Source organism: Chromobacterium sp. CCUG 30098 (assembly GCF_059916605.1).
In genome coordinates, this window is the sequence record NZ_JAUCGS010000008.1 from 13,219 (window position 1) to 36,891 (window position 23,673).

The window sequence follows — 23,673 nt, forward strand, 5'->3', positions numbered from 1 at the left end:
CGCTCATGACCCTATTCAGCCCCTTGACCCTTCCCAACGGCTCCAGCCTGCCCAACCGCATCGCCAAGGCGGCGATGGAAGAAAACATGGCGGACGCGGACCAGGCTCCGTCCGATGCCTTGATGAGGCTTTACCAGGCCTGGGCTGACGGCGGCGCCGGCCTGCTGATCAGCGGCAACGTGATGGTGGACGGCCGCGCGATGACCGGGCCGGGCGGCGTGGTGCTGGAGGACGAGCGCCAGATGGAGCGCTTCCGGCGCTGGGCCCGGATCGGCCGCTCCCGCGGCGCGCAGTTCTGGTTGCAGATCAACCATCCCGGCCGTCAGATGCCGGCCAATCTGGGCCAGGCCACCTGGGCGCCGTCCGCGGTGCCGCTGGACCTGGGCAAGATGTCCAGGCATTTCGCCCTGCCGCAGGCGATGACGCCGCAGGGGATCGCCGATGTGATACGGCGCTTCGCCCGCAGCGCGGGCCTCGCCGAGCAGGCCGGTTTCGACGGCGTGGAAATCCACGCGGCCCACGGCTATCTGCTCAGCCAGTTCCTGTCCCCGCTGTCCAACCAAAGAACGGACGCCTGGGGCGGCCCGCTGGAAAACCGGGCCCGCCTGTTGCTGGAGATCGTCAAAGCGGTGCGCGCGGAGGTGTCCCCGGGCTTCGCCGTGGCGGTCAAGCTCAATTCCGCCGATTTCCAACGCGGCGGCTTCAGCGCCGACGACGCCCGCCAGGTGGTGCTCTGGCTCAATGAGCTGGCGGTGGATCTGGTCGAGCTTTCCGGCGGCAGTTACGAAGCGCCGGCAATGCAGGGCGAGGCCCGCGACGGGCGCACCCTGGCCCGCGAGGCCTATTTCCTGACGTTCGCCCAAGCGCTCCAAACCGTGGCCGCCATGCCGGTGATGGTCACCGGCGGCATCCGCCGCCGGCCGGTGGCCGAACAGGTGGTGGCCAGCGGCGTGGCCATGGCGGGCATCGCCACCGCGCTGGCCCTGGACCCCAGGCTGCCCAGCGACTGGCGCCAGGGCAAGGACACCGCTCCGGCGCTGCCGCCCATCGCCTGGCGCAACAAGCCGCTGGCGGCGCTCGCCAATATGGCCGCGGTGAAGTTTCAGCTGCGCCGGCTCAGCCAGGGCAAGACGCCCAAGCCCCAGGTGTCGCCGCTGCGGGCGCTGATCCAGCAGCAGCTGGCCGCCGCCTGCCGCACCCGCCGCTATCGACGCTGGGCGGCGCAACGCTGAGCCGGCGGCCTCAAGCGCCCGGCAGCGCGGCCAGAAAGCGCTTCAGCGCCGGGTTGGCCGCGTCCTTGCGGCTGACGAAGCTCAGCGGCATCGGCAAGGACAAATCCCGCAACCGGAAGAAGCGCGCCTGGGCCGGCGGCCGGCCCAGATTGGCCGAGTTGACGATGGCGGCGCCGATGCCGGCGCAGACCAGCGACAAGATCGCCGTTTCGGTGCCGGCCTCCTGCGCCACCCTAAGACGCACGCCCAGTTGCCGGCAAGCGCTGATCAGGCGGTCGTAATAGCCGGGATAGGCCTCGCGCGGCATGGTGACGAAGGGCCGGTCCGCCAGGCTGCGCAACGCGATGGGGCGGCTCTCGTCGTGGCCGGTGTCCCAGCAGCGCGGCAGCGCCAGCACCACGTCGTGCTCCAACAAGGGCAGGCCGGCCAGGCTTTCCGGCAAGTCTTCGTATTGGTAGATGAAGCCGCCGTCCAGCGCGCCCTCCTCCAGCGCGCTCAATTGCTGCGGCGTGTTCAGCACGCTCAGCTCCAGCGCCACCTCCGGCGCCTCCGCCTGGAAGCGGCTGAAAACCTGGGGCACCAGGCCGTCCCAACCGGCGTTCTCCACGCAGCCCAGCCGCAGCCGGCCCAAAAGTCCGGCGGCCACGCGCCGCGCGCTCTCGGCCGCGTCGTCCAGCGCGGCCATCGCTTTGCGCACCTCGCGCAAATAGCTTGCGCCGGCCGCGGTCAGCTTGAGGCCGCGCGGCGAACGCTCAAACAGCGGCAGGCCCAGCTCTTGTTCCAGGTCCTGGATCTGCCGCGACACCGCCGGCTGGGTGATGTGCAGATGCTCGGAGGCCAGGCGCACGCTTTGGTGCTCGGCCACGGCGATGAAGTAACGAAGATGGCGCAATTCCATGCGGGGTCTTTCAGCTTGGATATGCCTTTAAGTTATCACGAATTAATAATTCGGCATTGGAAAGCATGGATAATTTCCGCGATAGTGACGGTCAAGCCGCCGGCCGCGCCGGCGCGCACCCTAGCCGCAGAGACCCAAATGGACACCATCAGCCCCACTTATCAACTTGGCGACGCCAAGATCACCCGCGTGACGGACACCCTGCTGCACGGCCTGGCCCCGTCCTTCCTCTACCGCGACTGGAGCGAGACGCTGCTGACGCAAGAGCCGGGCTTGCGCGGCCTGCTGGACGCCGACGGCGCGCGCCTCACCCTGAGCGTGCACAGCTGGGCGGTGGAATGGGCCGGCCAGGTTTTCCTGATCGACACCGGCGTCGGCAATGACAAGGAACGCGCGTTCAACCCGTTGTTCCACCGGCTGCAAACGCCCTTTCTGGAACGCCTGGCCCGCGCGGGCATCCAGCCCGCGGACGTCGACCACGTGTTGCTGACCCATTTGCACGCGGACCATGTGGGCTGGAACACGCGGCGGATCAACGGCCAGTGGACGCCCACCTTTCCCAAGGCCCTCTATGCTTTGCCGCAAGGCGATCTGGATTTCTTCGCCACGCCGGAAGCGGACAGCCGGCGCATGGTGTTCGACGACAGCGTGGCGCCGGTGATCGCCTCCGGTCAGGCGCGCGTGATCGGCCTGGACGGCGGCGACTACCAGGACGGTTTCCGCTTCCACCCCACGCCCGGCCATTGCGCCGGCCATATGTCGATTTCGCTGAGTTCGCGCGGCGAGACGGCGCTGTTCTGCGGCGATGTGATGCATACGCCGATGCAGGTGTACCGGCCGGAATGGAATTCGGTGTTCTGCCGGGAGCAGGACGCGGCGCGGGCATCCCGGCGCTGGCTGCTGGACTTCGCCGCCGAGCGCCGCGCCCTGGTGTTCAGCGCCCACTTCGCCGACAGCTCCGCCGGCCGGGTGACGCGCCGGGACGGCGGCTTCGGCTGGACCTTCCTCTGAGGCGCCGCTTAACGATCCGCCGCCTCCGTGGGGCGTCCCCGTCCACGCGGCTTTGAAACGCCGACGACAAGCTGCTCTAATCCTTAATCTCAATGCCTTGCGCCAAGCCTTGCACAGGCCCCCAACCTAGGAACTCCTCATGGCCCTTCCCACCCTCGCGCCGGAGGCCGTCGCCGCCCTGGCCCAGGCCGCCGGCCTCAAGCTCGCCCCCGATCGCCTGGAGGCCGTCGCCGCCACCCTGGCCTTCATCCGCGCGGAAATCGCCAAGCTGGACCGGCTGAGCCCGGCCGACGCGCGCTCAGCGCCCCCCTTCGACCCGGACTGGAGGTAAACGCCGTGCAAGCCTATCAATTGAGCATTGTGGACGCGGCCCGGCAGATAGCGGACGGCCAGTTGTCGCCGGTGGAGCTGACCCGCTCGGTGCTGGAGCGGGCGCAAGAGAAAGAAGACCAGCTGTCCGCCTATGTCACGCTCGCCGCGGATCAGGCCATGGACGCCGCGCGGCGGGCCGAGCAGGAAATCCGCCGCAAGGAATACCGCGGCGTCTTGCACGGCATCCCCTACGCGCTGAAAGACCTGATAGACGCGGCCGGCCTGCCCACCACCGCCAGTTCGCAAGTGCGCCGGCATCACCTCGCCGCCGCCGACAGCGAGGTGGCCGCCCGGCTCAAACAGGCGGGCATGATCTTGACCGGCAAGACCCATACCCATGAATTCGCCTTTGGCCTGACCACGCCGCAAACCAACAATCCCTGGGAGCCGGAGCGTTCCCCCGGCGGCTCCAGCGGCGGTTCCGCCGCCGCGGTGGCTTATGGCGGCGCGCTGGCGGCGCTGGGCACCGACACCGGCGGTTCCATCCGGGTGCCGGCCGCCTTGTGCGGGCTGGTGGGCCTGAAGCCCACTTACGAACTGGTGTCCCGCCAAGGCGTGGTGCCGCTGTCCGGCTCGCTGGACCATGTCGGCCCCATCACCCGCACCGTGGCGGACGCCGCGGCCTTATTGGACGCCATCGCGACGCGACGGCCGCCATCGGCCGACAGCTACCGCCAGGGCCTGGGCCAGGGGGTGGAGGGGCTGCGCGTCGGCGTGGCCGGCAATTATTTCTGCGAGCATATCGCGCCGGACATCCAGGCCGTGCTCCAGGATCAGCAGGCCGAACTCGCCGCCGCCGGCGCGACGCTGGTGGAGGTCGAGATCCCGCTGACCGATTTCATCCTGCCCATCCAATGGGGCCTGATAGCGCCGGAAGCCGCCGCCTATCACCGGGACGCGCTGCGCCGCGCGCCGCAGCTGTACGGCGACGAGGTGAGGACGCTGCTGGAAGCCTGCATGCTGGTGCCGCAGAACGAACACGCCCAGGCCCAGGCCGCTCGGATCGCGCTACAAACCGCCTGGCGCCGGCTCTTCGCCGACATCGACCTGCTCTTGGTCCCCACCGTGCCGCACACCGCGCCGCTGCACGGCCAGGACAGCTTCGTCTGGCCGGACGGCGTCGAGGAGAGCGTGGTCTCCGCCTATATACGGCTGAGCACGCCCGCCAATGTGCTGGGCCTGCCGGCGCTGACGGTGCCGGCCGGCCTGGACCGGGCGGGGCTGCCGTTCGGCGTACAGCTGATTGGCCGGCCTTTCGACGAGCTCACGGTGCTGCGCGCCGGCCAGCTGATAGAGAGCCGCTGCCAAACCCGGTTTGACCTGCCGCGGGCCTAAGAAGCTGTTCACAGCCTGCCGCGCTTCGCGACGCGTGGCGCGGCGGGCGCCGCTTAAACATGCTCATGCGCCGCCTGCGCATTCCGCTTTCTCAGCGGCTCCCGCCTTGTCTCGCCCTGGCACGCGAGATTTTGAACAGGCTTGTGGACTGTCCGCATCGCGTCCGCTCACAAACCGCCCAGCGAACCGTCGCGCAGGCTCTTGGCCATGGTTTTGCAGGTATGCAGAAAAGCCGCCACCGCCGGGCTGACGTGCTTCCGGCTGGGCACCGCCAGGCCCACCGCACGCCGCACCATGGGCGCCAGCGGCTTTTTCACCACGCCGGGGCATAAGGCCAGCAAGGGCGCCGGCACCGCGAGATCGGCGACGATGGACACCCCGGCGCCGTTCTCCACCATTTTGACGATGGTGAGAATCTGGGCGTAGCGGTGCTTGACCCTGGGCCGCAGGCCGGCGGTTTCAAACAATCTCTCAATCAGCGCGGTATTGCCCGCCAGCGTCATGATGAAGGGCATGTCGCACAAATCCGCCAGCCGCGCCGCCGGCTGGCCGGCCAGCGGATGGCCGGCCGGAATCAAGGCCACGAACTGGTCCTCCACCAGCGGCAAGGTGTCGAAACGATCGTCCGGCAGCACCACGAAGCCCACGTCCACCCGGCGCTCGCTGACCCATTGCGCCACTTCGTCGTCCTCGCCCTCTTCCACGAACACGTCGATTTCCGGATAGCTGGCGCGGAACTGCTCGAGGATGCGCGGCAACAGCAGCAACGAGGAGGTGGTGCCGAAGGAGCCGATGCGCAGCACGCCGCGGTTCAGGCCGCGCGCCGCCGACGCCTCCTGACGGATCGCCTCGGCCACGCCCAAGAGTTCGCGCACGCGCAACAGCAGGCTGTTGCCGGCCTCGGTGGCCTCGATGCCGGCCTGGCCGCGCGTCAGCAGGGTCAGCCCCCATTCCTTCTCCAATTGCCTGATCGCGTGCGACACCGCGGATTGGCTGATGCCCAGTTTGTCCGCCGCCGCGGTGAAACCGCCCAGCTCCGCCACCAGCGCAAAGATTTCCAGCTGCGTAAAGGTCATGACCGTCTCGTCCACCCATGAGCAAATGCTCATTTTTCCATGAATTCAAACAATCAATAGTATATACGCACCCACATAGCATCAGGAGGCCGGGCGGCGCGCCCGGCGCCCACCATGAATCACTCAAGCACCCTCGCCGTCGCGGCGCAGCCCGCCCGCGCGCAAACCGCGCTCAGGCCGGCCCTGTCTCTGAAACTGGCGCTGACCGCGCTGTTCTGGGGCGGCACCTTCATCGCCGGCAGAGTGCTGGCGCAATCCATGCCGCTGATGACCGCCGCCTTCGGCCGCTTCCTGGTGGCCGCCCTGCTGCTGGTGCTGGTGGCTTGCCGGCTGGAAGGCGGGCTGCCGCGGCTGAACCGCTCGCAGATCGCCGTCACCGCGTTTCTGGGCTTTACCGGCATTTTTCTCTACAACGCCTGTTTCTTCGGCGCGCTGGCGCGCATTCCCGCCGGCCGCACCGCCTTGTTCGTCAGCCTCAATCCCATCATGACCGCGCTGGCCGCCAGCCTGATTTTCCGCGAGCGCCTGGGCCTGCGCCGCTGGGCCGGCATCGCCGTGGCCTTGCTGGGCGCCATGGTGGTCATCACCCGCGGCGATCTCGTCGGCACGGTCCACGATTTCAGCCAGTCCTTCGGCGCCGGCGAAGCCCTGATGAGCCTGGCGGTGCTGAGCTGGGCGGCCTATACGCTGGGCTCGCGCAAGGCGATGGAAACCCTGAGCCCGATCGCGGCCACCACCTACGCCACGCTGTGGGGCCTGGCCTTCCTGTCCCTGGGCGCGGCCGGCGAGATCGGCTCCGTTCCCTGGGCCTCCTTCGGCTGGCGGATCTGGCTGTCCATGCTCTATCTGGGGGCCATAGGCACCGTGGTGGGCTTTATCTGGTATTACCAGGGCATCCGGGAGATCGGCCCCTCGCGCGCCGCCGTGTTCACCAATCTGGTGCCCGCCTTCGGCGTGCTGCTGTCCGCGGGGCTGCTGGGCGAACCCATTCTGGCGTCCATGTTGGCGGGCGGCGCGCTGGCGGCGGCGGGCGTGTCCCTGACCAACCGCAAGTGAGCGTTCGGCCGCGGCCGCCCCCGCCGGGCGCGGCCCTCGGGCAAGCCCTTAGTATGAATACCTAAACCACGGCTTTTGATTTGCAAAACGAATAAAATCGCATTGACAGTCAAGGTCGCGCTGCTAGGCTTCAATTCCCAAACCCCTTAGGGAGAAGCCCCATGGCCAGCCCGCTCACCCTGTTGATGCCGGTCATTCCCGGCACCAGCCTGGAAGCCATCGCCGCCACTCTGGCGGAATACGAACCCACCCTGCATCAAGCGCTGACTTCGATCGGCACCGTCCATTACGCGCGCACCTTGCTCTTGGACCGCTCCGCCGCCAATCTGCAGCCCACCGGCAAAAGCAGCGACAACTACGTGATCGCGGTCATCACCGAGTACGACGGCAGCTTCAACGCCTACATCAACGACTTCGTCGCCCAGGTGGGCACCGTCTTCGACGCGCTGCTGCAATTCGTGGTGGGAGGCAAGGCGCTGACCCCGGTGGCCAATAATGTGGCGGCCTTTCAGGCCTTCATCGCCCAGAACGACGCGTCCCAGCATATTCCCAACAACGGCGGCGGCGGCAAGGACGACAACGGCTTGTACCAGGCCTATCCGTACACGGTGCAGACCATACTCGCCGCGCTGGACTGAAGCGCGCCCGCCAGGCGCAGGCGGCCCGCCCGCTTGCGCCTTAGAGCCTGTTCAAAGTCTCGCGAGCAAGCGCGAGTCAAGGCGAAAACGAGCGAAAAAGCGGAATGTACGCGTGGTACATGAGCAGCTTGAGCGGGTACTCGCCGAGCAGCGTTTCACGAAGCGCAGCGGACTTTGAACAGCCTCTTACACCCGTCCCATTGCTGAAAGGCATGCCATGAACAGCCCCGACCTCCCGTACGACGACATCCAAGGCACGATTCTGCGCGGCTACCGCGTGGACCTGGCCCGGCATTTCATTCTGAGCGTTAGCGACAAGGCCGCCGCCGGCGAGCTGATCCTGAAACTGGTGGAGGGCCGGGACGGCCTGCCGAGCATCACCAGCGCCAAGCGCTGGCTGCAAAAACCGAACAGCTTCCTGAACATAGGCTTCACCTGTCCCGGGCTGCGCATGCTGGGCGTCGGCGCCGAGCAGCTGGCCAGTTTCGAATCGACCTTCCAGCGCGGCGCCACCGATGGCGACACCGCCAGCCTCGTTGGCGACATCGGCGCCAGCGCGCCTGAAAAATGGATAGGCGGCCTGGCTAATGGCGAGCAGGTGCACATCGTGCTCAGCTTGTGGGTGGCCAAAGACCCGGCGCTGCTGGAAAGCCTCAGCGCGCGGCTGCGTCAGGCCTTCGCCGGCGCCGTCAGCGAACTATCCGCCCATGACGCCCAGGCGCTGCCTGACAATCAGGTGCACTTCGGTTACCGCGACAGCATCGCCCAGCCCACCATCGCCGGCGCCCCGCCGCGCAAGCGCCCGGAACCGGACGATCAGGCCGTCATCGCCACCGGGGAATTCCTGCTCGGCTACACCAACGAGGGCAAGGGCGTGTACTCGGTGCAACCGCCCGAGCTCAGCCGCAACAGCAGCTATGCCGCTTTCCGCATTCTGGAACAGGACGTGGCCGCTTTCGACGCGTTCCTGAGCGAATACGCGGCCAAGGCCGGCATCGATCCCGAACTGCTGGCGGCCAAGGTATGCGGACGCTGGCGCAACGGCAACCCGCTGACGCTGCGGCCGGACGAGGCCGGCGCCACGCTGCCGACCAGTCAATTGAACGACTTCAACTACGTCAATGCCCAGCCGTCCCAAGACGACACCCTGGGCCTGAAATGTCCAATAGGCTCCCACATCCGCCGCAACAATCCGCGCAACGGCGCGGTGGTGGGCACCGACAGCGCCCACCACCGCATCGTGCGCCGGGCCATGCCTTACGGCCCGGCCTACGACCCCGAACACCCCTCGGCCGCGGCCCGCGGCCTGATCGGCTACTTCATCAACGCCAGCCTGAGCAATCAGTTCGAATTTCTCAGCAGCCAGTGGAACCTGCTCAGCGACTTCGTCAAATCCGCCACGGAACCGGGCAATCCGGACGCCGGCAACGCGGTGTTCAACATCAGCGGAGAAGACGTCTTCCTCGGCGTCAACGACGCCGCGGACAGCAGCTTCACCCTGGCCGCGCCCGGCCGCTCGGGCAAGAACAACACCGTGTTGCAGGGCTTCTCGCGGATGATCACCACCCGCGGCGGCGCGTATTGCTTCCTTCCCGGCATCGGCGGGCTGCGCTACCTGGCGCGGCTGGCCAGCGGCTAAGAGCCTGTTCAAAGTCTGCTGCGCGTCGTGAAGCCTTGCACGGTGAGAACGAGCTCAAAATGCTCATGTACCACGTGTGCATTCCGCTTTTTCGCTCGTTTTCGCCTTGTCTCGCCCTTGCTCGCGAGACTTTGCACAGGCTCTAAGACGCGTCGGCCGGCCGCCCGTACTGCTCGCGGATGAAGTCCGTCATGTGCGCGGCCAGGATCTGGTGCACCTCCTGGCTGGGGTGCACCTCGTCGTGGAACAGGTGGCGATGCGAACTGTCCAGCGGCCGCGCGTCGCCGGCGAAGCCGAGCACGCGCGGCAGGTCGATATAGCCCTCGTGCTTATTGTGCATCGTGTCGTAATCCACTGTTTCCGCCAGCTCCATCAGGTAATCCAGCTTGGCGCCGATATCGAAGAAACGGAGGGTCACCCCGGCGTCGCGGTAGCGGGCTTGCAACGCCTCCACCGTCTGGCTCAGCTGCCGGTTATGCCGCTGAGACAAGTCGTGCAGCTTTTCGGCCTCCGCCGGCGGCTGTTTGCGCGCGTTCACGGTTTTGGACAGATCCGGCGCGCCGGCCACCAGGATGTCCTTGACCCCCTTGGCCACCAGCTTGTCGATCTGCCGCTCGTAGGTGCGGATCACCTTGTCCACGTCGGTCTTGCCGAAAGTCATGTAGTCGTTGGAGCCCAGGGCCAGCACCGCCATATCGCCCGGCTGGAAGTGGTGCTTATTGATCTGGCGCTCCATATGGGAGATGAACATGAAGGCCGGGTTCCACTTGGAATACTTGCCGGCCACCGCGCCGCCCTCGGCGTAATTGACCACCGGCTTGCCCAGAAAAGCCCTGGACGCCAGGAAGTCCGGCCAGGCGAAGCCATTGGTGAAACGCCCTTCGTAGTACTGGCGCGAGGACGGCATCACCCCCAGGGTTTTGCTGAGCATGCGGCCTTCGGAGTCCGACAGGCTGTCGCCTATCACCACCAGGCGCTGGATATGCCCCAGGCTCTTGCCCTCCCCGGCGGCCGCGGCCGGCGTCTTGGCCTGCACCGCCTGGTTTTTCAGCGCCAGCGCGAACAGCGCTTTTTTGTCGAAGCCAAGCGAGGCGACGGAGTCCGAGCGCGACAGCGTGGAAGGCTCGTGCCGCAATTGCCGCAGCCGCATGATCAGCCTGGACGCCTCCGCCAAGCGCGCCTCCTCGCGCCGGGCGCAGTGCCTGGGAACCAGCAGTTTTCCGGGTACGAGTTTGCAAGTCATCGGCATGGCGTAAGCTCCTGTGCGCGATCCGCGGCGCGGTCAATGGGTTTTCAATGTGCCGCAGCATGCCCAAGCGCGAGCCCGCAAGCTTGCTTAAAACGATCACGCCGCCGGTCAAGGCGCGCAAAAAAGCCCTGCCGAGGCAGGGCGCTTGCCGTAGGCCGCCGCGATCAGCGGCTCTTATCCCGATGAAACGCCAGATGCTCGCTGGCGTAACGCCTCTGCTCCCGCAAGAAGCCCTGAATGCCCTGCCGCATCGCCACTGCCATGTCCGGCCGCTTTTCCGGCTTGCAGATATAGGTCCACAGAAAATCCTCCTGCGTGTCCGGCTGGATGTCCTCCATCTTGGCGTGCTCGAACTCGGTTTCCCGCGATTCGCCGTTCACATCGAAAGCCACCGTCATCGGCATCATGATCAGGCGCTGCCGGCAATGGATCTCGTACAGGGACTGGCTGTAGGCGTAAGCCGTCATCGGCTTGTCCGCCTCGAATCTGGGCGCGCACAGCGTCCAGAACTTGACGGTGCCGTGCGGCGATTGCGCAATGCTGTCGGTATCGATCAACAAGCCGCCCTCGCTGGGGTTGAAGTAGGTGAAATCCCAGCTGGAGGCGCTGGCCATGGAGGACAACAAGATAAAAACGCAGGCAATGACTTTCAACATTCTGATTCCCAATATTTTTCCAATCGATACGCGCAATGCAGCGGCGGCGGGCATGATAACAGCCCTGGTTTTTCCTTGTGAATGGCCGGGCCCACTCTGAGTCAAGCCCGCGGAGCCGAAACACGGCAAGGCGAATCGGCGCTGCTCAAGGCCAAGGCTGATAAATGGGTCGCGGATCAAGGGCTTTTTCTTACACTTGAGCCAACCGTCCATCGGCCCGCGGCCGGAATCGTTTTCTGAAAGTCTTCCCCGCCACTCAGCCTTCACACTGCGCCCCAATAAAATAACCATGCGGCAAACCTGGGTTCGCTCCCCAGCGCGTCCGTCGCCGTCCCCTTCGGACGGCGCGCCGAGACGCCGCCGCTCCAAATCAGCACCTCGCCGGGAAAACCGCCATGAGCACCATTCCAACCGCCATCCAACTGCGGGCGCAGCAGTACGACCTGTCACGCCTGCAAGACCACAAGGAACACAGCCGCGTCGGCATGCGCAAAGACGGCATGCTGGTGCTGTACACCGGTCGCAGCTATCTGCTGCACCCGGAACAAACCCGGCGCGCCAGGGACTTTCTCCGCGCCCGGGGAGCCGTCGTCGGCTCCGGCCCGCTCAAGCTGTCCGCTTTATTGCGCCTGAGCCCGCCCGTCGTCGCGCCCCGCAACGCTCCGCCGCCGGCTGGGGACAGGAGCTCCTGCCTGCTGCTGCGCAGCCTGATGCAACAGCAAGTCCGCGTGATTCGAGAAGAACTGGGCCTGCTGCGCAGCGCCTGCGTGGTGACGCGGGCCAAGCAACGCCTCGCCCAGCCAGAGGCCAAGGCGGACGCCCCGCTCCCGCAAGCCATGCCGCCGGCGCTGCTGCGCCGTTTCAAGATGGTGGGCGTGGCTTTCGAGCGCCCGCCGGCAAGCTACGCCGAATTGTTGTCCGGCATCCAGGCCTGCGGCCGGCCGAAACAGATCGCCGTCGCGGAAAGAAAACTGGGCAAGGTCGATCTCAGCTCCGCGCCCAAGCCCGGCAAGGTCAAAAGCCTGCTCGCCGCGCTGGCGCGCGCATCGGAGGACGCCTGGACCCAATGTGCGCGCGCGCATGGCGGCGAGCAGGCGCGCGCTTTCCGGCAAACCGCGTTCATCCAGGGGTCGACGATAGGCGAACAAGGCGTTTGCTTCCCGCTGGTCGTCAAATGGTTGGCCAGCCAGCGCAGCTGGCCAAACGAGGCCGAGGCCTTTTTCCGCGACATCGAAACCGAGGGCGGACGGGACGAGGTGATGGAACTGGCGGTCAACAGCTATGTGTGGCGAAGCGTAGACGCCATCGCCGACTATTTCGCCGTCTATGGCTTGAGCCCTCGCGGCTACAGCGAAAGTCCGGGCTTCAAGATCGCGCTGGAGCGCGACGGCCTGTACAACATCGGCATCCGCCCCGCCCAAGGCGTCGGCCACGCCTTGGCGGCCAGGGTGGATCATGCCGCGCGGACATTCCGGTTTTTCGATCCCAATAGCGGGGAATACGCGCTGCCGTCCGCCGAGGCCCTGGCCGGCTTTGCGCAAGACTACCTGGCGCTGGCCTACCCTGCGCTGGACAAGGGCAGCGATGTGATGCGGCTGGAGTAGCGCCCGCTCCAAACCTCATCGCCTGAATTTTCCGCGCGCCAATCCGCATAGAATGCGCTTGCTGCGCGCGGCGCTACTTCCCTCTTCCAACGCTGAAACGCCGACAGGAGGCCCATCTACTTGCGCGCATCCGCGCCGCCCGTTCCATTTGCCAGTCCCCCCCTCTTTCGCCAACAAAATCCGTATGGCATTTTGTGCGTTTTCCCGGCTCGCGCCGCCCTACCTCTGTCTACCGGAGAACGTTTTGAAACGCACACTTTCGATGCTGGCCCTGGCCGGCGCCGGCTGGCTGGCCTGCGCCGGCGCATCCTGGGCGCAAGCCTCCCCCGCCGGCAGCGCTCCCAGACTGGCGGCGCGGCTGGCGGTCTGCGCCGCGCCGTGGAAGGCCGCCACGCCCTATCCGGCCGGCAGCGTGGCCAGCCATCACGGCGTCAACTTCACCGCCGTTTACTGGACCCAGGGCAACACGCCGGACGCCAGCAGCGGCGCGGCGGAAATCGGCCAGCCCTGGACCGCCGGCGCGCGCTGCGCGCTGCCCGGCAAGGCCAAAGCGGCCAATCCGGACGCCAACTTCTCCCCCAGCACGCTGAAATTCCTGAAAGCCAACACCGGGCTGGACGGCGAGCAGTGGAACAACATCATGAAGTTGGTGAACAAGCCGGAGCAAGACTCGCTGGATTGGCCCAAGTTTTACGGCTATTGCGAGGACATCGACGACGAACGCGGCTTCACCATCGGCATTTTCGGCGCCACCACCGGCGGCCCGCGCGATCAGGGGCCGGACGGCCCGACGCTGTTCAAGGAGTTCGACGCCGCCAGCGGCGCCGGCAATCCCTCTATTGCCGGAGGACTGGCGCGCGCCGGGGTGCGCGGCGGCATGCAAGGGCCGGTGCTCAAGATCAGCGACAGCGAGAAGGTGTTCTGCGGCAAGATAGCCGCACTGCAAAACAACGCCGCCTGGCGCGAAGCGATGTGGCAGACCTTTTACAAGGTCTACATCCAATACAGCGTGCAACAGGCGCGCCAGCGCGGTTTCGGCAGCGCGCTGACGATAGGCTCCTTCGTGGACACCGCGCTGAACCAGGGCGCCAGCGGCGGCTCCGACACGCTGCAGGGACTGCTGTCCCGTTCCGGCGGCAGCGGCGACGAAAAAACCTTCATGAACCGTTTCCACGCCGAGCGCAGCAAGGTGGTGGACACGAATGAATACAACCAGCCGCCCAATGGCAAGAATCGCGTCAAACAATGGAGCGGCCTGCTGAGCCAGGGCGAGACCGATCTGAAAGACGCCGACGCCGCGGTGCTGAAAGCCACCAGCTGGAAGATGAAGTAAACCTAGGCATGGGAAAAGGCCCTGGCCCGCGCGGCGAAACTCCCCGCGAGGGCCGGGCCTCGGCATGGAAGCTTGGCCGATGAAGGGCTGGGACGTGCGCTTCCGCCCAGGAGATTGACTACGGCGTCAACAGCGCTCGAATGTGACGATCGGCTGTTCTGGTGCTAATCAGCGTATCCAAAGCGTTCAAGCCATGGTTCAGCTCGGCCGAGCGCTCCGTCTGCCCAAGATTCGGAACAATCTGATAAGCCATGCGCCCGCTAAAAGGCTGGCGTCCGATAATTCTTTCCGCCACCGCCTGCTTCAACTCCGCGCCGCCCAACTCTGCTCCCGCCTCTTTAACAGCTTCGGCCAATGGTTGTTTCCATGGCTGCATATCGTAGTAAGGCATTTTTCCGGTCAAGGACAGAAACTCGCCCAAGGATTGATCGCCGCTGGCCATGCCTGAATGAGCAAGACACATGAAGTCATGGAAAATATTCTGCGGCAAGGCATTGGCAAAGACAATATTGAGCTGCCCCTGTCCCTCGCCCTTGATTTCCATCTTGTTTTCAAGCCGGCCCGTATCAGGATCGGCAAACGCGATATTGGCCTTGGCGAACAAGGCCGGAAAATCATGTTGCTGGCTGCGCAGGTTCAATATTTCACTGACCTTGTTTGGCAACACCTTCTTGGCGTATCCATCCAGCTGCCTCAACACCATGACGTAATTGGCGTCTTTCCCACTCCCCTTGTTCTCAGTGAGGGTGTTGGCGATAAAAACTTGCGACGCAGTAATACAAGTATCCGAACTGATGTAGGCCAGATGATAGTGACTGTCTTTCGCCAACGAAAGATTGCAGCTATCCAACAGCTTGACCAGCTCCCCTTCAAAACGGTCTTTGACAGTATTGACAGTAAGCGGATCAACGGGCAGATAACCAATCGCGCCCTTGCCGAAACCCAGATTGAACGCGTCAACCTTGCCAAACCCCATTTTCTGCAACAATTCCTGGCGCTCCGGCAACTGCTGACTGGGAGAGGCCAATAAATCCATTTCCTCAATGAGAGCAATGTCACCCTTGGGAAATTGATATTGATCGCATAATCGATTGATGGTCTCGCCCAGCTTCTCGGTTGTCAAAATACCCACGGGAGCCACGATGAATACCGGATTACTAAGGCTGCTGGCATCGTGACCACCCCCATGCAGAGAGATATTGCGCTGACCGGAATCACTTTCGCCACCTCCATTAGCGGAGACGGGCACGATCGTCACGCGGCAGCCTTCCTCTAAAGCAAGATTGGCTATTTTATTCGCCAAGGCATGATCCCCGCCTCCCTCGCAGAATGGGTTGATTAAGACCACGTCGCGGCCACGGATTGATTTGCCTGAGAAATCCTGAACAGGCTGATTTTCGCTATTGGGTACGACAGTTTGAGGCGTATAGGCTGCGATATGATTGATCGGCATGACAAAGCTCCTTTGGTTTCAGCAAAGTTACCAAGGAAGCCAGAAAGCGGCTTGTAAAAAACACTCACGCCAAAAATCAAAAACCATGCGAAACAAATAGACGTGTTGCCGATAAAAAAACACACAGCGATTTATCGAGCGGCCAAGATCAGGCAAGCACGCCTCATGCGAATAAAATAACGGCCTGCTGGCCAGAGCCAATGCTTCCGATGAAGATGCGCGCCGCAGTGCCGGCAGACAATAGATGGTCAGGCCTCGCCCGCCGGCTCCAGGCCCTCCTCCGCCGGCGCCGAGGCCTGCGGCGCGCGGCGCAGCCAACCCAGCGCCCGCGGATGGTCCACCCGCGGGACGCCCTGCTCCATGAGCAAGGGCAGCCGCTCGCGGGCCTCGCCGAACGGGCCGGGGTTCTGCTGAATGATCTCGATGAAATCCGGCCCGGTCCGGCTGACGATGGCGACGTGGCCGTAACGGTTGAAGGTCCAGGGCGCGAACACGATCAGGTCTTCCGCCCGCGGCGCGTCGCCGCCACCGTTGCGGTATTGCAGCAGGCCGCGCTCGGGATTGAGCGCGCCGTTGCCCAGCCGGGACTGGAAGAAATCCCGGGCATGGCCCTTGTCTTGCGGCATCTTGTGGCCAAAACGCTGATAGTAATAGCGTTTGACGAACTCCACGCACTGATAGCGCAGGCCCAGGTTGTAGCCGTCCGGCGCCAGATTGCGTCCTTCCACATGCTGCACGCCGCCGTTGTAATACACGGCGACGCCGTTGAAGGCGTCCACAGGCTCGCCCACCGCGCGGCCCCAGTTGCTGTTCAGATGCGTGGCCGCCCAGTAGGCGCCGCTCAGCAGCGCGAGCAGCGTCAGCGCCGCCTTGCCCTTGCTCAGCTTCATTGCGGTCCGGGCCCGGCTTTGACCGGCTCGTCCAGCCAATCCTCCAGATGACAGGACTCGCCGGAACGGATCGCGTCGATGCGCTCCACTTGCAAGGCCGGCTTGCCGTCCCGCTCCGTGAATTCGCCCAGGATCCGGGCCGAGGTTTTGGCCTGTTCTTCCAGCGCCTGCGGCGACAGGCCCGGCCATTCCGCCAAGGGCCGGCCTTCCTGGCTCAGCAACTGATAGATAGGTTTGCCGATGCTGCAGCGGGTCAGCCGCAAGCTCCCCTCCTGCGCGCTCAGCATGCCGATATAAATATCCGCCGCCATGGCGGCAAACGGCGTCAGCGCGCCAAGGACAAACAGCATCGGTTTTCGCGGGAACATCTCGGTCTCCTTGCGGCCGCCATCGAGACAGGCGGCCTAAAATTCGATCGGCATGTTAACAGTTGCCGTGCCGATGAACCAGCCTCGCCCGGAGCGCGGCTAGCCGCCGCCGGCCGCTCTTGTTATATTGGCGGCCTTCCGTCCTCAGCCCGAACGCCGCCCATGTCCGTCCCCGCCCGTTTCCTTTTCGCCAGCCTGGCGCCGGTCCTGCTCGTTCTGCTGGCCGGCTGCAAGCCGCAGGCGATGCAGGCCAGTTACCACTGCGCCGACGCCACCCGCTTCCACTTCAGCCGCCAGAGCCAGACGGTGGAGCTGATTCGCGGCGAACAGCGTTTTCAGGGCTATATGGACGAACGCGGGCTGCTGACCTGGCCGCGCGACAAGGCCGGCCTGGGGCTGCCGGACAGCTTTTTCATCACGCGCAAGCTGCCGGATGAAATGAAGCTCTACGGCGGCTTCGCCGGCACCGGCCTGGCCTGCAAGCTGGATAAAGGCCGCTGAGCGCCGGCAAGCTATCCGAAGTTCCCCTAGCCGACCTCGCCGAAAGATCAGCGGCTAAAACCCCCATCGCCAACTTTAATGAAATAAGCATATTCCTCGCGCCGTCGGCGCGACGTCGAATCTGCTTTCTCTCACTTTCATTTTGGAGATTCACCATGGCTTGGACCGGTACTGTCGCTGCGAACAATCCCAACGGGGAACCCACCACCATCACTTACAATCCCGGCGATGTGATCACCATTGTCGCGTCGGGCTGGGCAGGCTACGGCCCGCAGCCCAACTGGGGCCCGCAGGGCGACAAGAGCCACCCCAATCAGGGCCTGATCTGCGGCGACGCCTACTGCGGCGCGCTGGTGATGAAGATCGGCGCCGGCGGCTTCATCCCGGTGAACACCGGCCTGTTCCGCTGGAAAGCGCCGGCCAACGCGCAAGGCCAGATCACGCTGTACTACAACGATGTGCCCAGCACCTACGGCAACAACTCCGGCTCCTTCCAGGTAAGCATCGGCAAAGACGCGGTCTGATCCCGCTCTTCCGCTCGCAAGCAGCCCCGCAAGGGGCTGCTCCGCGTCCTTTCCCCGCCTTCACGCTGTCCGAGCCGCTACGCGCTCAATGCTGCGCCGCCAGCCAGGCCAGAGCCGCCTCTCTATCGTCGAACACGCGAAACTGCCGGCCACGGCGCGCTTCGCTCAGGTATTCGCCAAAACGTTCGCCGTAGGCGGCGCCGTCGACGAACACCCCGGCCACGGCAAGACGGTAGTTGACCAGCTTCTGAACGAACTCGCCGGCGAAGCGGCTGCTCAAGTCGAAAAAAGCCGGCGGTAAGGCCTCTTCCGCCAGCAGCACGCGCGGCGCGTCGTGCTCCACGCACAAGGCCACCAAATCCAGCGCCTGGTCCAGGCTCGCCACCCCGGCGCTGCACTCGATCAACTTCGTCTGCTTGACGGTCGTCACTCGGGTTTCCATCGGCACGCTCTCCCTTGCATGAAAAACAAAAGCAAATCATGACTAAGACATGGCCGCGCGACAAGCGCCGTTTGAGCATGGCTCTTAAGACCTGCTCAAAGGCTCGCGAGCAAGAACGCGCCTAGACGGCAAGCACAGAGAGAAACGTGTTTAACACCGCGTCGCCGAAGCGCGACGGACCTTGAACTGGCTCCTAGATCATTCATGCGGATTTTCAATATGGTGGTAGTACCTATATCGGCAGTCTGATCCTTAAACCATATTGATGTCTGCGCAAGCGTAAAAGAAACCGGGCCGGCGGCCGCTCCGCCCGGGCCGCCGCGGCGCTCAATGCAAGCAAGGGTTCCGTTCATGCACCGTCTCAGCCAGATCATCATGCCGGTATTGCGGGATTTGCCCGCGTCCCACCTCAAGCGCGAGCTGCTGCAAGCCTTTGAACGGCACGGCAGCCACTTCGACGCGATCGAATCCGGCTTTGCGCGCCTGACCGCGCGGCGGCAAAGCCCGGAAACGCTGCGGCGCTTTTTCCAGAGCTGGAGCCAGACCAACAATAGCGCGATGACGGTGGCCGGCATCAGCAACCGGCTGACGCTGCTGGTCCACACCGGCCAGCCGGTGGCGGACCGCGAGGCCTTGTTCGCCGCCATGGTCTGTTTGAACCGCATCGTGGACGAGGATTTGGCGGTCACGCACAAGGTGCTGCACGCGCAGATGTACTACAACATGGCCACGGGCATTGTCGGAGATGACCAGTGGCTGTCCCATGCCTATCTCCACCCCAGCGCCAAGGCCTTCAAAAGCTGGAAGGATCATCAGTCGCTGCGCGAGCCGGACCTGGCCGTCGCGCTGCTGACCACGCTGACGCACGAGATCTACACCCATGGCGAGGTGGAATTCATCCTGCCGCTGTTCCGCCGCTGGCTGACCCGGACGCTGGGCTTCGCCGAGCGAGACGCCACCCGCACGCTGGGCTGGATCAGCGTGCACTGCGGCCCCACCGAGAAAAACCACTTCTTCCACGCCATGAACGCCCTAAACCACTACGCGCGGGCCATGGCGCTGGACCTGGAGCGCTACAGCCTGGACGGCATCGTCGGCGCCTATCTGGAGCAAAAGGCGGCGGTGCTGGCGACGGTGCCGCGGGACGCCGCCGCGGAGGCGCTGTGAGCCGGCCGCGGCCTCCGCTTTTGCGGCTGGCGGACCAGGCCGCCGCGCCGCCGCCCTGGCCGCCGGGCGCGCCGCCCCTGTTCGCCCCGGAACAGTTGGCGCGCGCCCGCGTGGAGGTGTCCGCCGACTATCTGAGCAGCCTGCGGCGCCTGAGCGCGCTGCTGGACGCCGCCTTCCGCGCCATTGTCGGCCGCTACTTTCTGGACCCCCGCATCCGGGCGCTCTATCAGCTGCCCAAGGCCATGGAAGCGCTGCTGCGGCGCGCGCACGGCCGGCCTTACCGCGTGGGCTTCTACCGTCCGGACTTCATCTACGACCGCCATGGCCAGCCGCGCATTTGCGAGGTGGGCGCGCGCTACCCGATGAACGGCTGGATGATCAGCCGCTGGCTGGGCCAGCCGGCCGGAGACGACGCCTTCTTGCAAACCCTGCGTCAATGGCATCCACCCGGCTGCGTGGTGGCGCTGACGCACGCCCGCGAACCCGGCACCGAGATTTTCCTGCTGGCGGAAACGCTGCGCCGCGACGGCGTCCACTTTCTGTCCGCCCGGCCGGAGGCGCTCAGCGTCCGCGACGGCAAGCTGCGGCTGGACGGCCGGACGGTGAACCGCTGCATCCTGGAAATGGATCGCAGCGAGCTGCCGCTGCTGCCGGACCGGGTGCTGGACCAGCTGCTGGACGGCGGCGCGTATTTCAACGACATCCGCACGCTGATCCTGGTGCACGACAAGCGGGTGCTGGCGGTCCTGAATCGCGCGGACATCATGCGGGACTGCCTGGACGCCGACGATTACGCGGCCTTGCGCCCCTTTCTGATCCCCTCCTTCGCGCCGGCCTCGCGGGACGAGGCCGAGGCCCTGCTGGCGCGCGCCGGCGACTTCATCGCCAAACCCAGCAGCGGCGGCCGCGGCCTGGGCTCGCTGGTGCGCTCCGCCTGCGGCGAAACCGCCTGGCGCGAACTGGTGCTGGGGCAATGGCCGCAATACATGTTCCAGGACTACATCGAGCAAAGCGAGTTCGTGGACCCGGAAAGCCGGCAGCGCATCCGGCTGGTGGGCATGCAGCTGTGCCGCGACGCGGAAAGCTACGGCCCCGGCGTGTTTCGCGGCTCGGACGAGTTGATCATCAATCTGCACCAGCGCCGCGGCAAGCTGTACTCCGCCGCCGCGACGGCCTGAACCGGTTTCGCGCACAGGGGGCTTCATGCGGCATTCCGTCATTATTCCGCTGTACAACAAACGCGCCTACATCGGCGAGACCATCGCCTCGCTGGCGGCGCAGGAAAAGGCGCCGCACGAGATCATCATCGTCGACGACGCCAGCACCGACGACGGCGCGGAGGCGGCGGAGCAGGCCTTGCGCCACCACGCCCAGGATTTGAGCCGTACCCGCAGCGTGCTGCTGCGGCTGCCGCGCAACAGCGGCCCCGGCGCGGCGCGCAACGCCGGCCTGGCGCGGGCCGGCGGCGAACTAGTGAGCTTCCTGGACGCCGACGACTGCTACCGGCCGGACTGCCTGCGCTTGCTGGAGCAGAAAATGAACGAGCACCGGCTGGACCTGGCGGTGCTGGGCTACGACAGCGCGCCGCCTGAGGAACGCTTTCCGCAGCTGGACGCCTTGCGCGCCGAACTGGAGCCTTTGGAGGACGAAGCCTTCCTGCTGCCCCGCCCGCTGCGCACCGCCGGCCACCCGGACTTCTTCATGGGGCGGGCCAGCAATGTGGCCGCGCGGCGGCAATGGCTGCTGACGCAGCGCTATGTGGCCGGCGCGCGGCTGAACGAGGGCATCGATTTCTGGTACCGGGTGCTGAAAGAGATCGTCGCGCACGGCGGACGCGCCGGCCTGCTGTCCGCGCCGCTGATCCGCTTCCGCATTCTGGCGGACAGCCTGTCGCACCGGCCGTGCCGGGACTGGCGGCTGCTGGCCACCCCGCCCACGGTGCTGCGCTACGCGGGCAGCCAGGACGCGGACGAATTGCGCCTGGCTCGCATGCTGGCGCAGCGCTGGCTGGACTACGCGCAAGAAGCGCTGCCGGACGCGGCGCAGCGGCGCGCCTTCCTGAGCCGCCACCGTCCGCTGCTGATCCAGCTGGGGCTGACGCCGATGGACGCGGCCAGGCTGCCGGCATGAAGGCGCCGCCCGCGCCGGCCCGCCAGCAGGCCTTGCTGCGCGAGTGCTTCGAACTGGCCCGCGCCCACCCCTTCTATCGCACGCTTTACCGCGGCGTGGCTTGCGCCGAAGACGCGCCGCCGCTGGAGAAGGCGACGCTGCAAGCCGCGCTGGAGACGTTTTCGCCGGAGCGGGAAGCGTCCGGCCTCTATCTGGTGCGCTCCGGCGGCAGCACTCGGGCGGCGCTGATCTTCCCGGTGGACATTGCGGAAAACCTGGCCCAGCGGCAGGCGCTGGCGGACCGGCTGCGCGCCGACGGGGTGTTCGGTCCCGCCAGCATCGCCTTGAACCTGTTCGGCTACGCCAATCTCTACCGCACCGCCGCCATCGTCGACGATGTGCTGGAACGTTGTCAGGCCACCACGCTGCCGATGAGCGCCCACGCCGCCGACGCCGACATCCTGGCCGCGGCGCGGCGATTCCGCCCCAGCCACGTGCTGGGCACCCCGTCGCGGCTGGCCTTGTTCGCCGCCCATCTGGCAGCCGCCGGCGAGCGGCTGGAGATTCCGCAGCTGCTGTACGCCGGCGAAACCCTGCACGCGTCCACGCTGGCGCGGCTGCGCGCCGCGCTGGGCGCGGCCCAGGTCTGGTCGCTGTACGGCGGCGCGGAAACCGGCATCTGGGCCTGGAGCGACGCCAGCCGCCGCCCCGGCCTGTTCCGGGTGCTGCCTCGGGTGGCTGCGGAGGTCCTGCGGCCGGACGCCGCCGGTTACGGCCGCATCGCGGTCAGCAACGCCTGGCGGCGGCGCCTCCCTGTGTTCCGTTACTGCCTGGGCGATATCGGCCGCTGGGTGGAGTGCGACGGCGAACGCTGGCTGGAATTGCGCGGCCGCGACGGCCGGTCCTTCCGCCTCAATGAAACCACGTACGAGTTGGATGATTTCGCGCAACTGGCCGGCGCGGAGCACGCTTTCCAGATCCAGCTGGACCGCGACCCGGCCGGCCGCGAGCGGCTGACCCTGCTCTTGGCCGAACATCTGGACGCCGGCCCGGAAGCGGCCTTGCGCGCGCGCCTGGCGGCTTTGCTGGGCCTGGCGCCGGATGACGGCGCCTTCGCGCTCGGCTTGGCCGCGCGGGCGCGATGGCGGCTGGACCCCGTCACCAGCAAGACGCCGCCCATCGTAGATTTGCGGGACTGAAGCCGCCGGCGGACCGCCGTTCCGGCCGTCCGCCGCCCTTGCCCGCCGCGCGCTTACAAGGTCTGGAAGTAGAAGCGGTAATCGCCCTGGCCGAACAACATCGACATGCTGGTCAGATTGCTGTTGGCCGGCGTGCCCACCAGGGTCAGGATGGGAATGGAATCGTGACCGTATTGGTAGGCCTGGGTCTGCGGGTTGTAGCCGAACTGGTAGAAGGTGTCCACGCTGCCCACCTTGAAGGCGTACAAGCGGTACGTGCTGCCGTCGAACAACATCGACCAGCGGTGGAAGTCGGTGTCTCCCGGCGCGCCGGTGACGTTCAGGGTGGGAATGGAGTTGTAGCCGTACTCATAGTGGTTGGTGGAGCGGTTGAAACCGAACTGGTACAGCACCGTGGGCGCGCCCAGGCGCCGCAAATACAAGCGATAGGTGCTGGTGCTGCTGTCGTAGAGCATGGACACGCTGCTGGCGTCCGCGTCCGGTGGCGCGCCGGTGATCTTCAACTCCGGGATGGAGTGGAAGCCGAACTCGTACTTGGACGTGGCCGGATTGAACGCGGCCTGGTACAAGGTGTCCGCGCTGCTGCCCTTGAAGAAATACATCCGGTAATACTCGCCGTCGTTGAGCATGGTCCAGCGCGCCCAATTGGTGTCGCTGGGCATATTGGCGATCGACATATTGGGAATGGAGCCGCCATAGGCGAACTTATACGTGCTGGTATTGGGCACATAGGCGAACTGATTGACTGATGGCATGACGCTTTCCTCCAAAGTGAGTCAGCTGCCCAGGCGCGGGCCCAAGGCCGGCGACCTCCCTACGGCAACAGCAGCTGACAAAACCCGCGCAAACGGCATGACGCCGGCGCGGCGCGCGGGCTGGCGCGTTCAAGCGGGTTTTGCCAGCGGTTCTACCCCTGGCTTG

The 23,673-nt window shown here is 65.7% G+C and carries 24 protein-coding genes; 15 read left to right on the plus strand and 9 right to left on the minus strand.

The features are described 5' to 3' along the window. Window positions 1-5 precede the first annotated feature (5 nt). Window positions 6-1,232 carry an NADH:flavin oxidoreductase/NADH oxidase family protein gene (locus QUG03_RS17125; protein ID WP_500820477.1) on the plus strand — a complete coding sequence of 409 codons (1,227 nt, stop codon included), beginning with the start codon at window positions 6-8 and terminating at the stop codon, window positions 1,230-1,232. 10 nt (window positions 1,233-1,242) lie between these two features. Here QUG03_RS17125 and QUG03_RS17130 read toward each other — a convergent pair whose 3' ends face one another. Beyond that, window positions 1,243-2,130, minus strand: a complete 888-nt coding sequence (locus QUG03_RS17130; protein ID WP_500820478.1) for a LysR family transcriptional regulator — start codon at window positions 2,128-2,130, stop codon at window positions 1,243-1,245. Between the two features lie 138 nt (window positions 2,131-2,268). Here QUG03_RS17130 and QUG03_RS17135 point away from each other — a divergent pair, with 138 nt between their 5' ends. The 3 genes from QUG03_RS17135 (at window position 2,269) to QUG03_RS17145 (ending at window position 4,848) form a co-directional block, all read left to right on the plus strand. Further along, window positions 2,269-3,141 carry an MBL fold metallo-hydrolase gene (locus QUG03_RS17135; protein ID WP_500820479.1) on the plus strand — a complete coding sequence of 291 codons (873 nt, stop codon included), beginning with the start codon at window positions 2,269-2,271 and terminating at the stop codon, window positions 3,139-3,141. A 139-nt stretch (window positions 3,142-3,280) separates the two neighbouring features. After that, window positions 3,281-3,472, plus strand: a complete 192-nt coding sequence (locus QUG03_RS17140; RefSeq protein WP_227103504.1) for a hypothetical protein — start codon at window positions 3,281-3,283, stop codon at window positions 3,470-3,472. Between the two features lie 5 nt (window positions 3,473-3,477). Next, window positions 3,478-4,848: an amidase gene (locus QUG03_RS17145; RefSeq protein WP_500820480.1), complete on the plus strand. Its 1,371-nt coding sequence runs from the start codon at window positions 3,478-3,480 to the stop codon at window positions 4,846-4,848. Window positions 4,849-5,015: 167 nt separating this feature from the next. Here the strand turns inward: QUG03_RS17145 and QUG03_RS17150 are convergent, their stop codons facing one another. Continuing rightward, window positions 5,016-5,924: a LysR family transcriptional regulator gene (locus QUG03_RS17150; protein ID WP_253315290.1), complete on the minus strand. Its 909-nt coding sequence runs from the start codon at window positions 5,922-5,924 to the stop codon at window positions 5,016-5,018. A gap of 114 nt (window positions 5,925-6,038) precedes the next feature. Here QUG03_RS17150 and QUG03_RS17155 point away from each other — a divergent pair, with 114 nt between their 5' ends. From QUG03_RS17155 to QUG03_RS17165, 3 genes are all read left to right on the plus strand, one after another. Next, window positions 6,039-6,980 (plus strand): DMT family transporter, encoded by a 942-nt coding sequence (locus QUG03_RS17155; protein WP_107799555.1) that lies wholly within the window; start codon window positions 6,039-6,041, stop codon window positions 6,978-6,980. Between the two features lie 161 nt (window positions 6,981-7,141). After that, window positions 7,142-7,618 (plus strand): hypothetical protein, encoded by a 477-nt coding sequence (locus QUG03_RS17160; RefSeq protein ID WP_227103511.1) that lies wholly within the window; start codon window positions 7,142-7,144, stop codon window positions 7,616-7,618. A gap of 217 nt (window positions 7,619-7,835) precedes the next feature. Beyond that, on the plus strand, window positions 7,836-9,257 hold the full coding sequence (locus QUG03_RS17165; protein ID WP_500820481.1) for a Dyp-type peroxidase: 1,422 nt from the start codon (window positions 7,836-7,838) through the stop codon (window positions 9,255-9,257). 142 nt (window positions 9,258-9,399) lie between these two features. Here the strand turns inward: QUG03_RS17165 and QUG03_RS17170 are convergent, their stop codons facing one another. Together QUG03_RS17170 and QUG03_RS17175 are read right to left on the minus strand one after the other, a co-directional pair. Beyond that, window positions 9,400-10,506 (minus strand): SGNH/GDSL hydrolase family protein, encoded by a 1,107-nt coding sequence (locus tag QUG03_RS17170; protein WP_500820482.1) that lies wholly within the window; start codon window positions 10,504-10,506, stop codon window positions 9,400-9,402. Between the two features lie 164 nt (window positions 10,507-10,670). Beyond that, on the minus strand, window positions 10,671-11,162 hold the full coding sequence (locus QUG03_RS17175) for a surface-adhesin E family protein (RefSeq protein WP_227103517.1): 492 nt from the start codon (window positions 11,160-11,162) through the stop codon (window positions 10,671-10,673). A 395-nt stretch (window positions 11,163-11,557) separates the two neighbouring features. Here QUG03_RS17175 and QUG03_RS17180 point away from each other — a divergent pair, with 395 nt between their 5' ends. Both QUG03_RS17180 and QUG03_RS17185 read left to right on the plus strand, forming a co-directional pair. Then, complete coding sequence (locus QUG03_RS17180) at window positions 11,558-12,766, plus strand: hypothetical protein (protein WP_500820483.1); 1,209 nt, start codon at window positions 11,558-11,560, stop codon at window positions 12,764-12,766. Window positions 12,767-13,010: 244 nt separating this feature from the next. Continuing rightward, window positions 13,011-14,099 (plus strand): chitosanase, encoded by a 1,089-nt coding sequence (locus tag QUG03_RS17185; RefSeq protein WP_227103522.1) that lies wholly within the window; start codon window positions 13,011-13,013, stop codon window positions 14,097-14,099. Between the two features lie 118 nt (window positions 14,100-14,217). Here the strand turns inward: QUG03_RS17185 and QUG03_RS17190 are convergent, their stop codons facing one another. From QUG03_RS17190 to QUG03_RS17200, 3 genes are all read right to left on the minus strand, one after another. Beyond that, window positions 14,218-15,552 carry a hypothetical protein gene (locus QUG03_RS17190; protein WP_227103524.1) on the minus strand — a complete coding sequence of 445 codons (1,335 nt, stop codon included), beginning with the start codon at window positions 15,550-15,552 and terminating at the stop codon, window positions 14,218-14,220. A gap of 248 nt (window positions 15,553-15,800) precedes the next feature. Beyond that, window positions 15,801-16,442 carry a CHAP domain-containing protein gene (locus tag QUG03_RS17195; protein WP_500820484.1) on the minus strand — a complete coding sequence of 214 codons (642 nt, stop codon included), beginning with the start codon at window positions 16,440-16,442 and terminating at the stop codon, window positions 15,801-15,803. Further along, window positions 16,439-16,810 carry a hypothetical protein gene (locus QUG03_RS17200; protein WP_235088306.1) on the minus strand — a complete coding sequence of 124 codons (372 nt, stop codon included), beginning with the start codon at window positions 16,808-16,810 and terminating at the stop codon, window positions 16,439-16,441. Before QUG03_RS17200 ends, QUG03_RS17195 begins: the two co-directional genes overlap by 4 nt. Before the next feature lie 162 nt (window positions 16,811-16,972). Here QUG03_RS17200 and QUG03_RS17205 point away from each other — a divergent pair, with 162 nt between their 5' ends. Together QUG03_RS17205 and QUG03_RS17210 are read left to right on the plus strand one after the other, a co-directional pair. Beyond that, complete coding sequence (locus tag QUG03_RS17205) at window positions 16,973-17,311, plus strand: hypothetical protein (protein WP_500820485.1); 339 nt, start codon at window positions 16,973-16,975, stop codon at window positions 17,309-17,311. A 155-nt stretch (window positions 17,312-17,466) separates the two neighbouring features. After that, window positions 17,467-17,835 (plus strand): LecA/PA-IL family lectin, encoded by a 369-nt coding sequence (locus tag QUG03_RS17210; RefSeq protein WP_107799565.1) that lies wholly within the window; start codon window positions 17,467-17,469, stop codon window positions 17,833-17,835. An 85-nt stretch (window positions 17,836-17,920) separates the two neighbouring features. Here the strand turns inward: QUG03_RS17210 and QUG03_RS17215 are convergent, their stop codons facing one another. After that, entirely contained in the window at window positions 17,921-18,277 is a 357-nt protein-coding gene (locus QUG03_RS17215; RefSeq protein ID WP_500820486.1) for a DUF4180 domain-containing protein, read from the minus strand. A 351-nt stretch (window positions 18,278-18,628) separates the two neighbouring features. Between QUG03_RS17215 and QUG03_RS17220 the strand changes: the two genes are divergently transcribed. The 4 genes from QUG03_RS17220 to QUG03_RS17235 are packed head-to-tail and all read left to right on the plus strand — an operon-like array spanning window position 18,629 to window position 22,752. Then, window positions 18,629-19,444: a hypothetical protein gene (locus QUG03_RS17220; protein WP_227103532.1), complete on the plus strand. Its 816-nt coding sequence runs from the start codon at window positions 18,629-18,631 to the stop codon at window positions 19,442-19,444. Next, window positions 19,441-20,622, plus strand: a complete 1,182-nt coding sequence (locus tag QUG03_RS17225; protein WP_500820487.1) for a hypothetical protein — start codon at window positions 19,441-19,443, stop codon at window positions 20,620-20,622. The genes QUG03_RS17220 and QUG03_RS17225 overlap by 4 nt, the downstream gene beginning before the upstream one ends. A gap of 25 nt (window positions 20,623-20,647) precedes the next feature. Beyond that, window positions 20,648-21,574 carry a glycosyltransferase family 2 protein gene (locus tag QUG03_RS17230; protein WP_227103534.1) on the plus strand — a complete coding sequence of 309 codons (927 nt, stop codon included), beginning with the start codon at window positions 20,648-20,650 and terminating at the stop codon, window positions 21,572-21,574. Beyond that, window positions 21,571-22,752: a hypothetical protein gene (locus QUG03_RS17235; RefSeq protein WP_500820488.1), complete on the plus strand. Its 1,182-nt coding sequence runs from the start codon at window positions 21,571-21,573 to the stop codon at window positions 22,750-22,752. Before QUG03_RS17230 ends, QUG03_RS17235 begins: the two co-directional genes overlap by 4 nt. 53 nt (window positions 22,753-22,805) lie before the next feature. On the opposite strand, the gene QUG03_RS17240 is transcribed toward QUG03_RS17235, so the two are convergent. After that, window positions 22,806-23,507, minus strand: a complete 702-nt coding sequence (locus QUG03_RS17240) for a hypothetical protein (RefSeq protein ID WP_107799571.1) — start codon at window positions 23,505-23,507, stop codon at window positions 22,806-22,808. Between the last annotated feature and the right edge of the window lie 166 nt (window positions 23,508-23,673).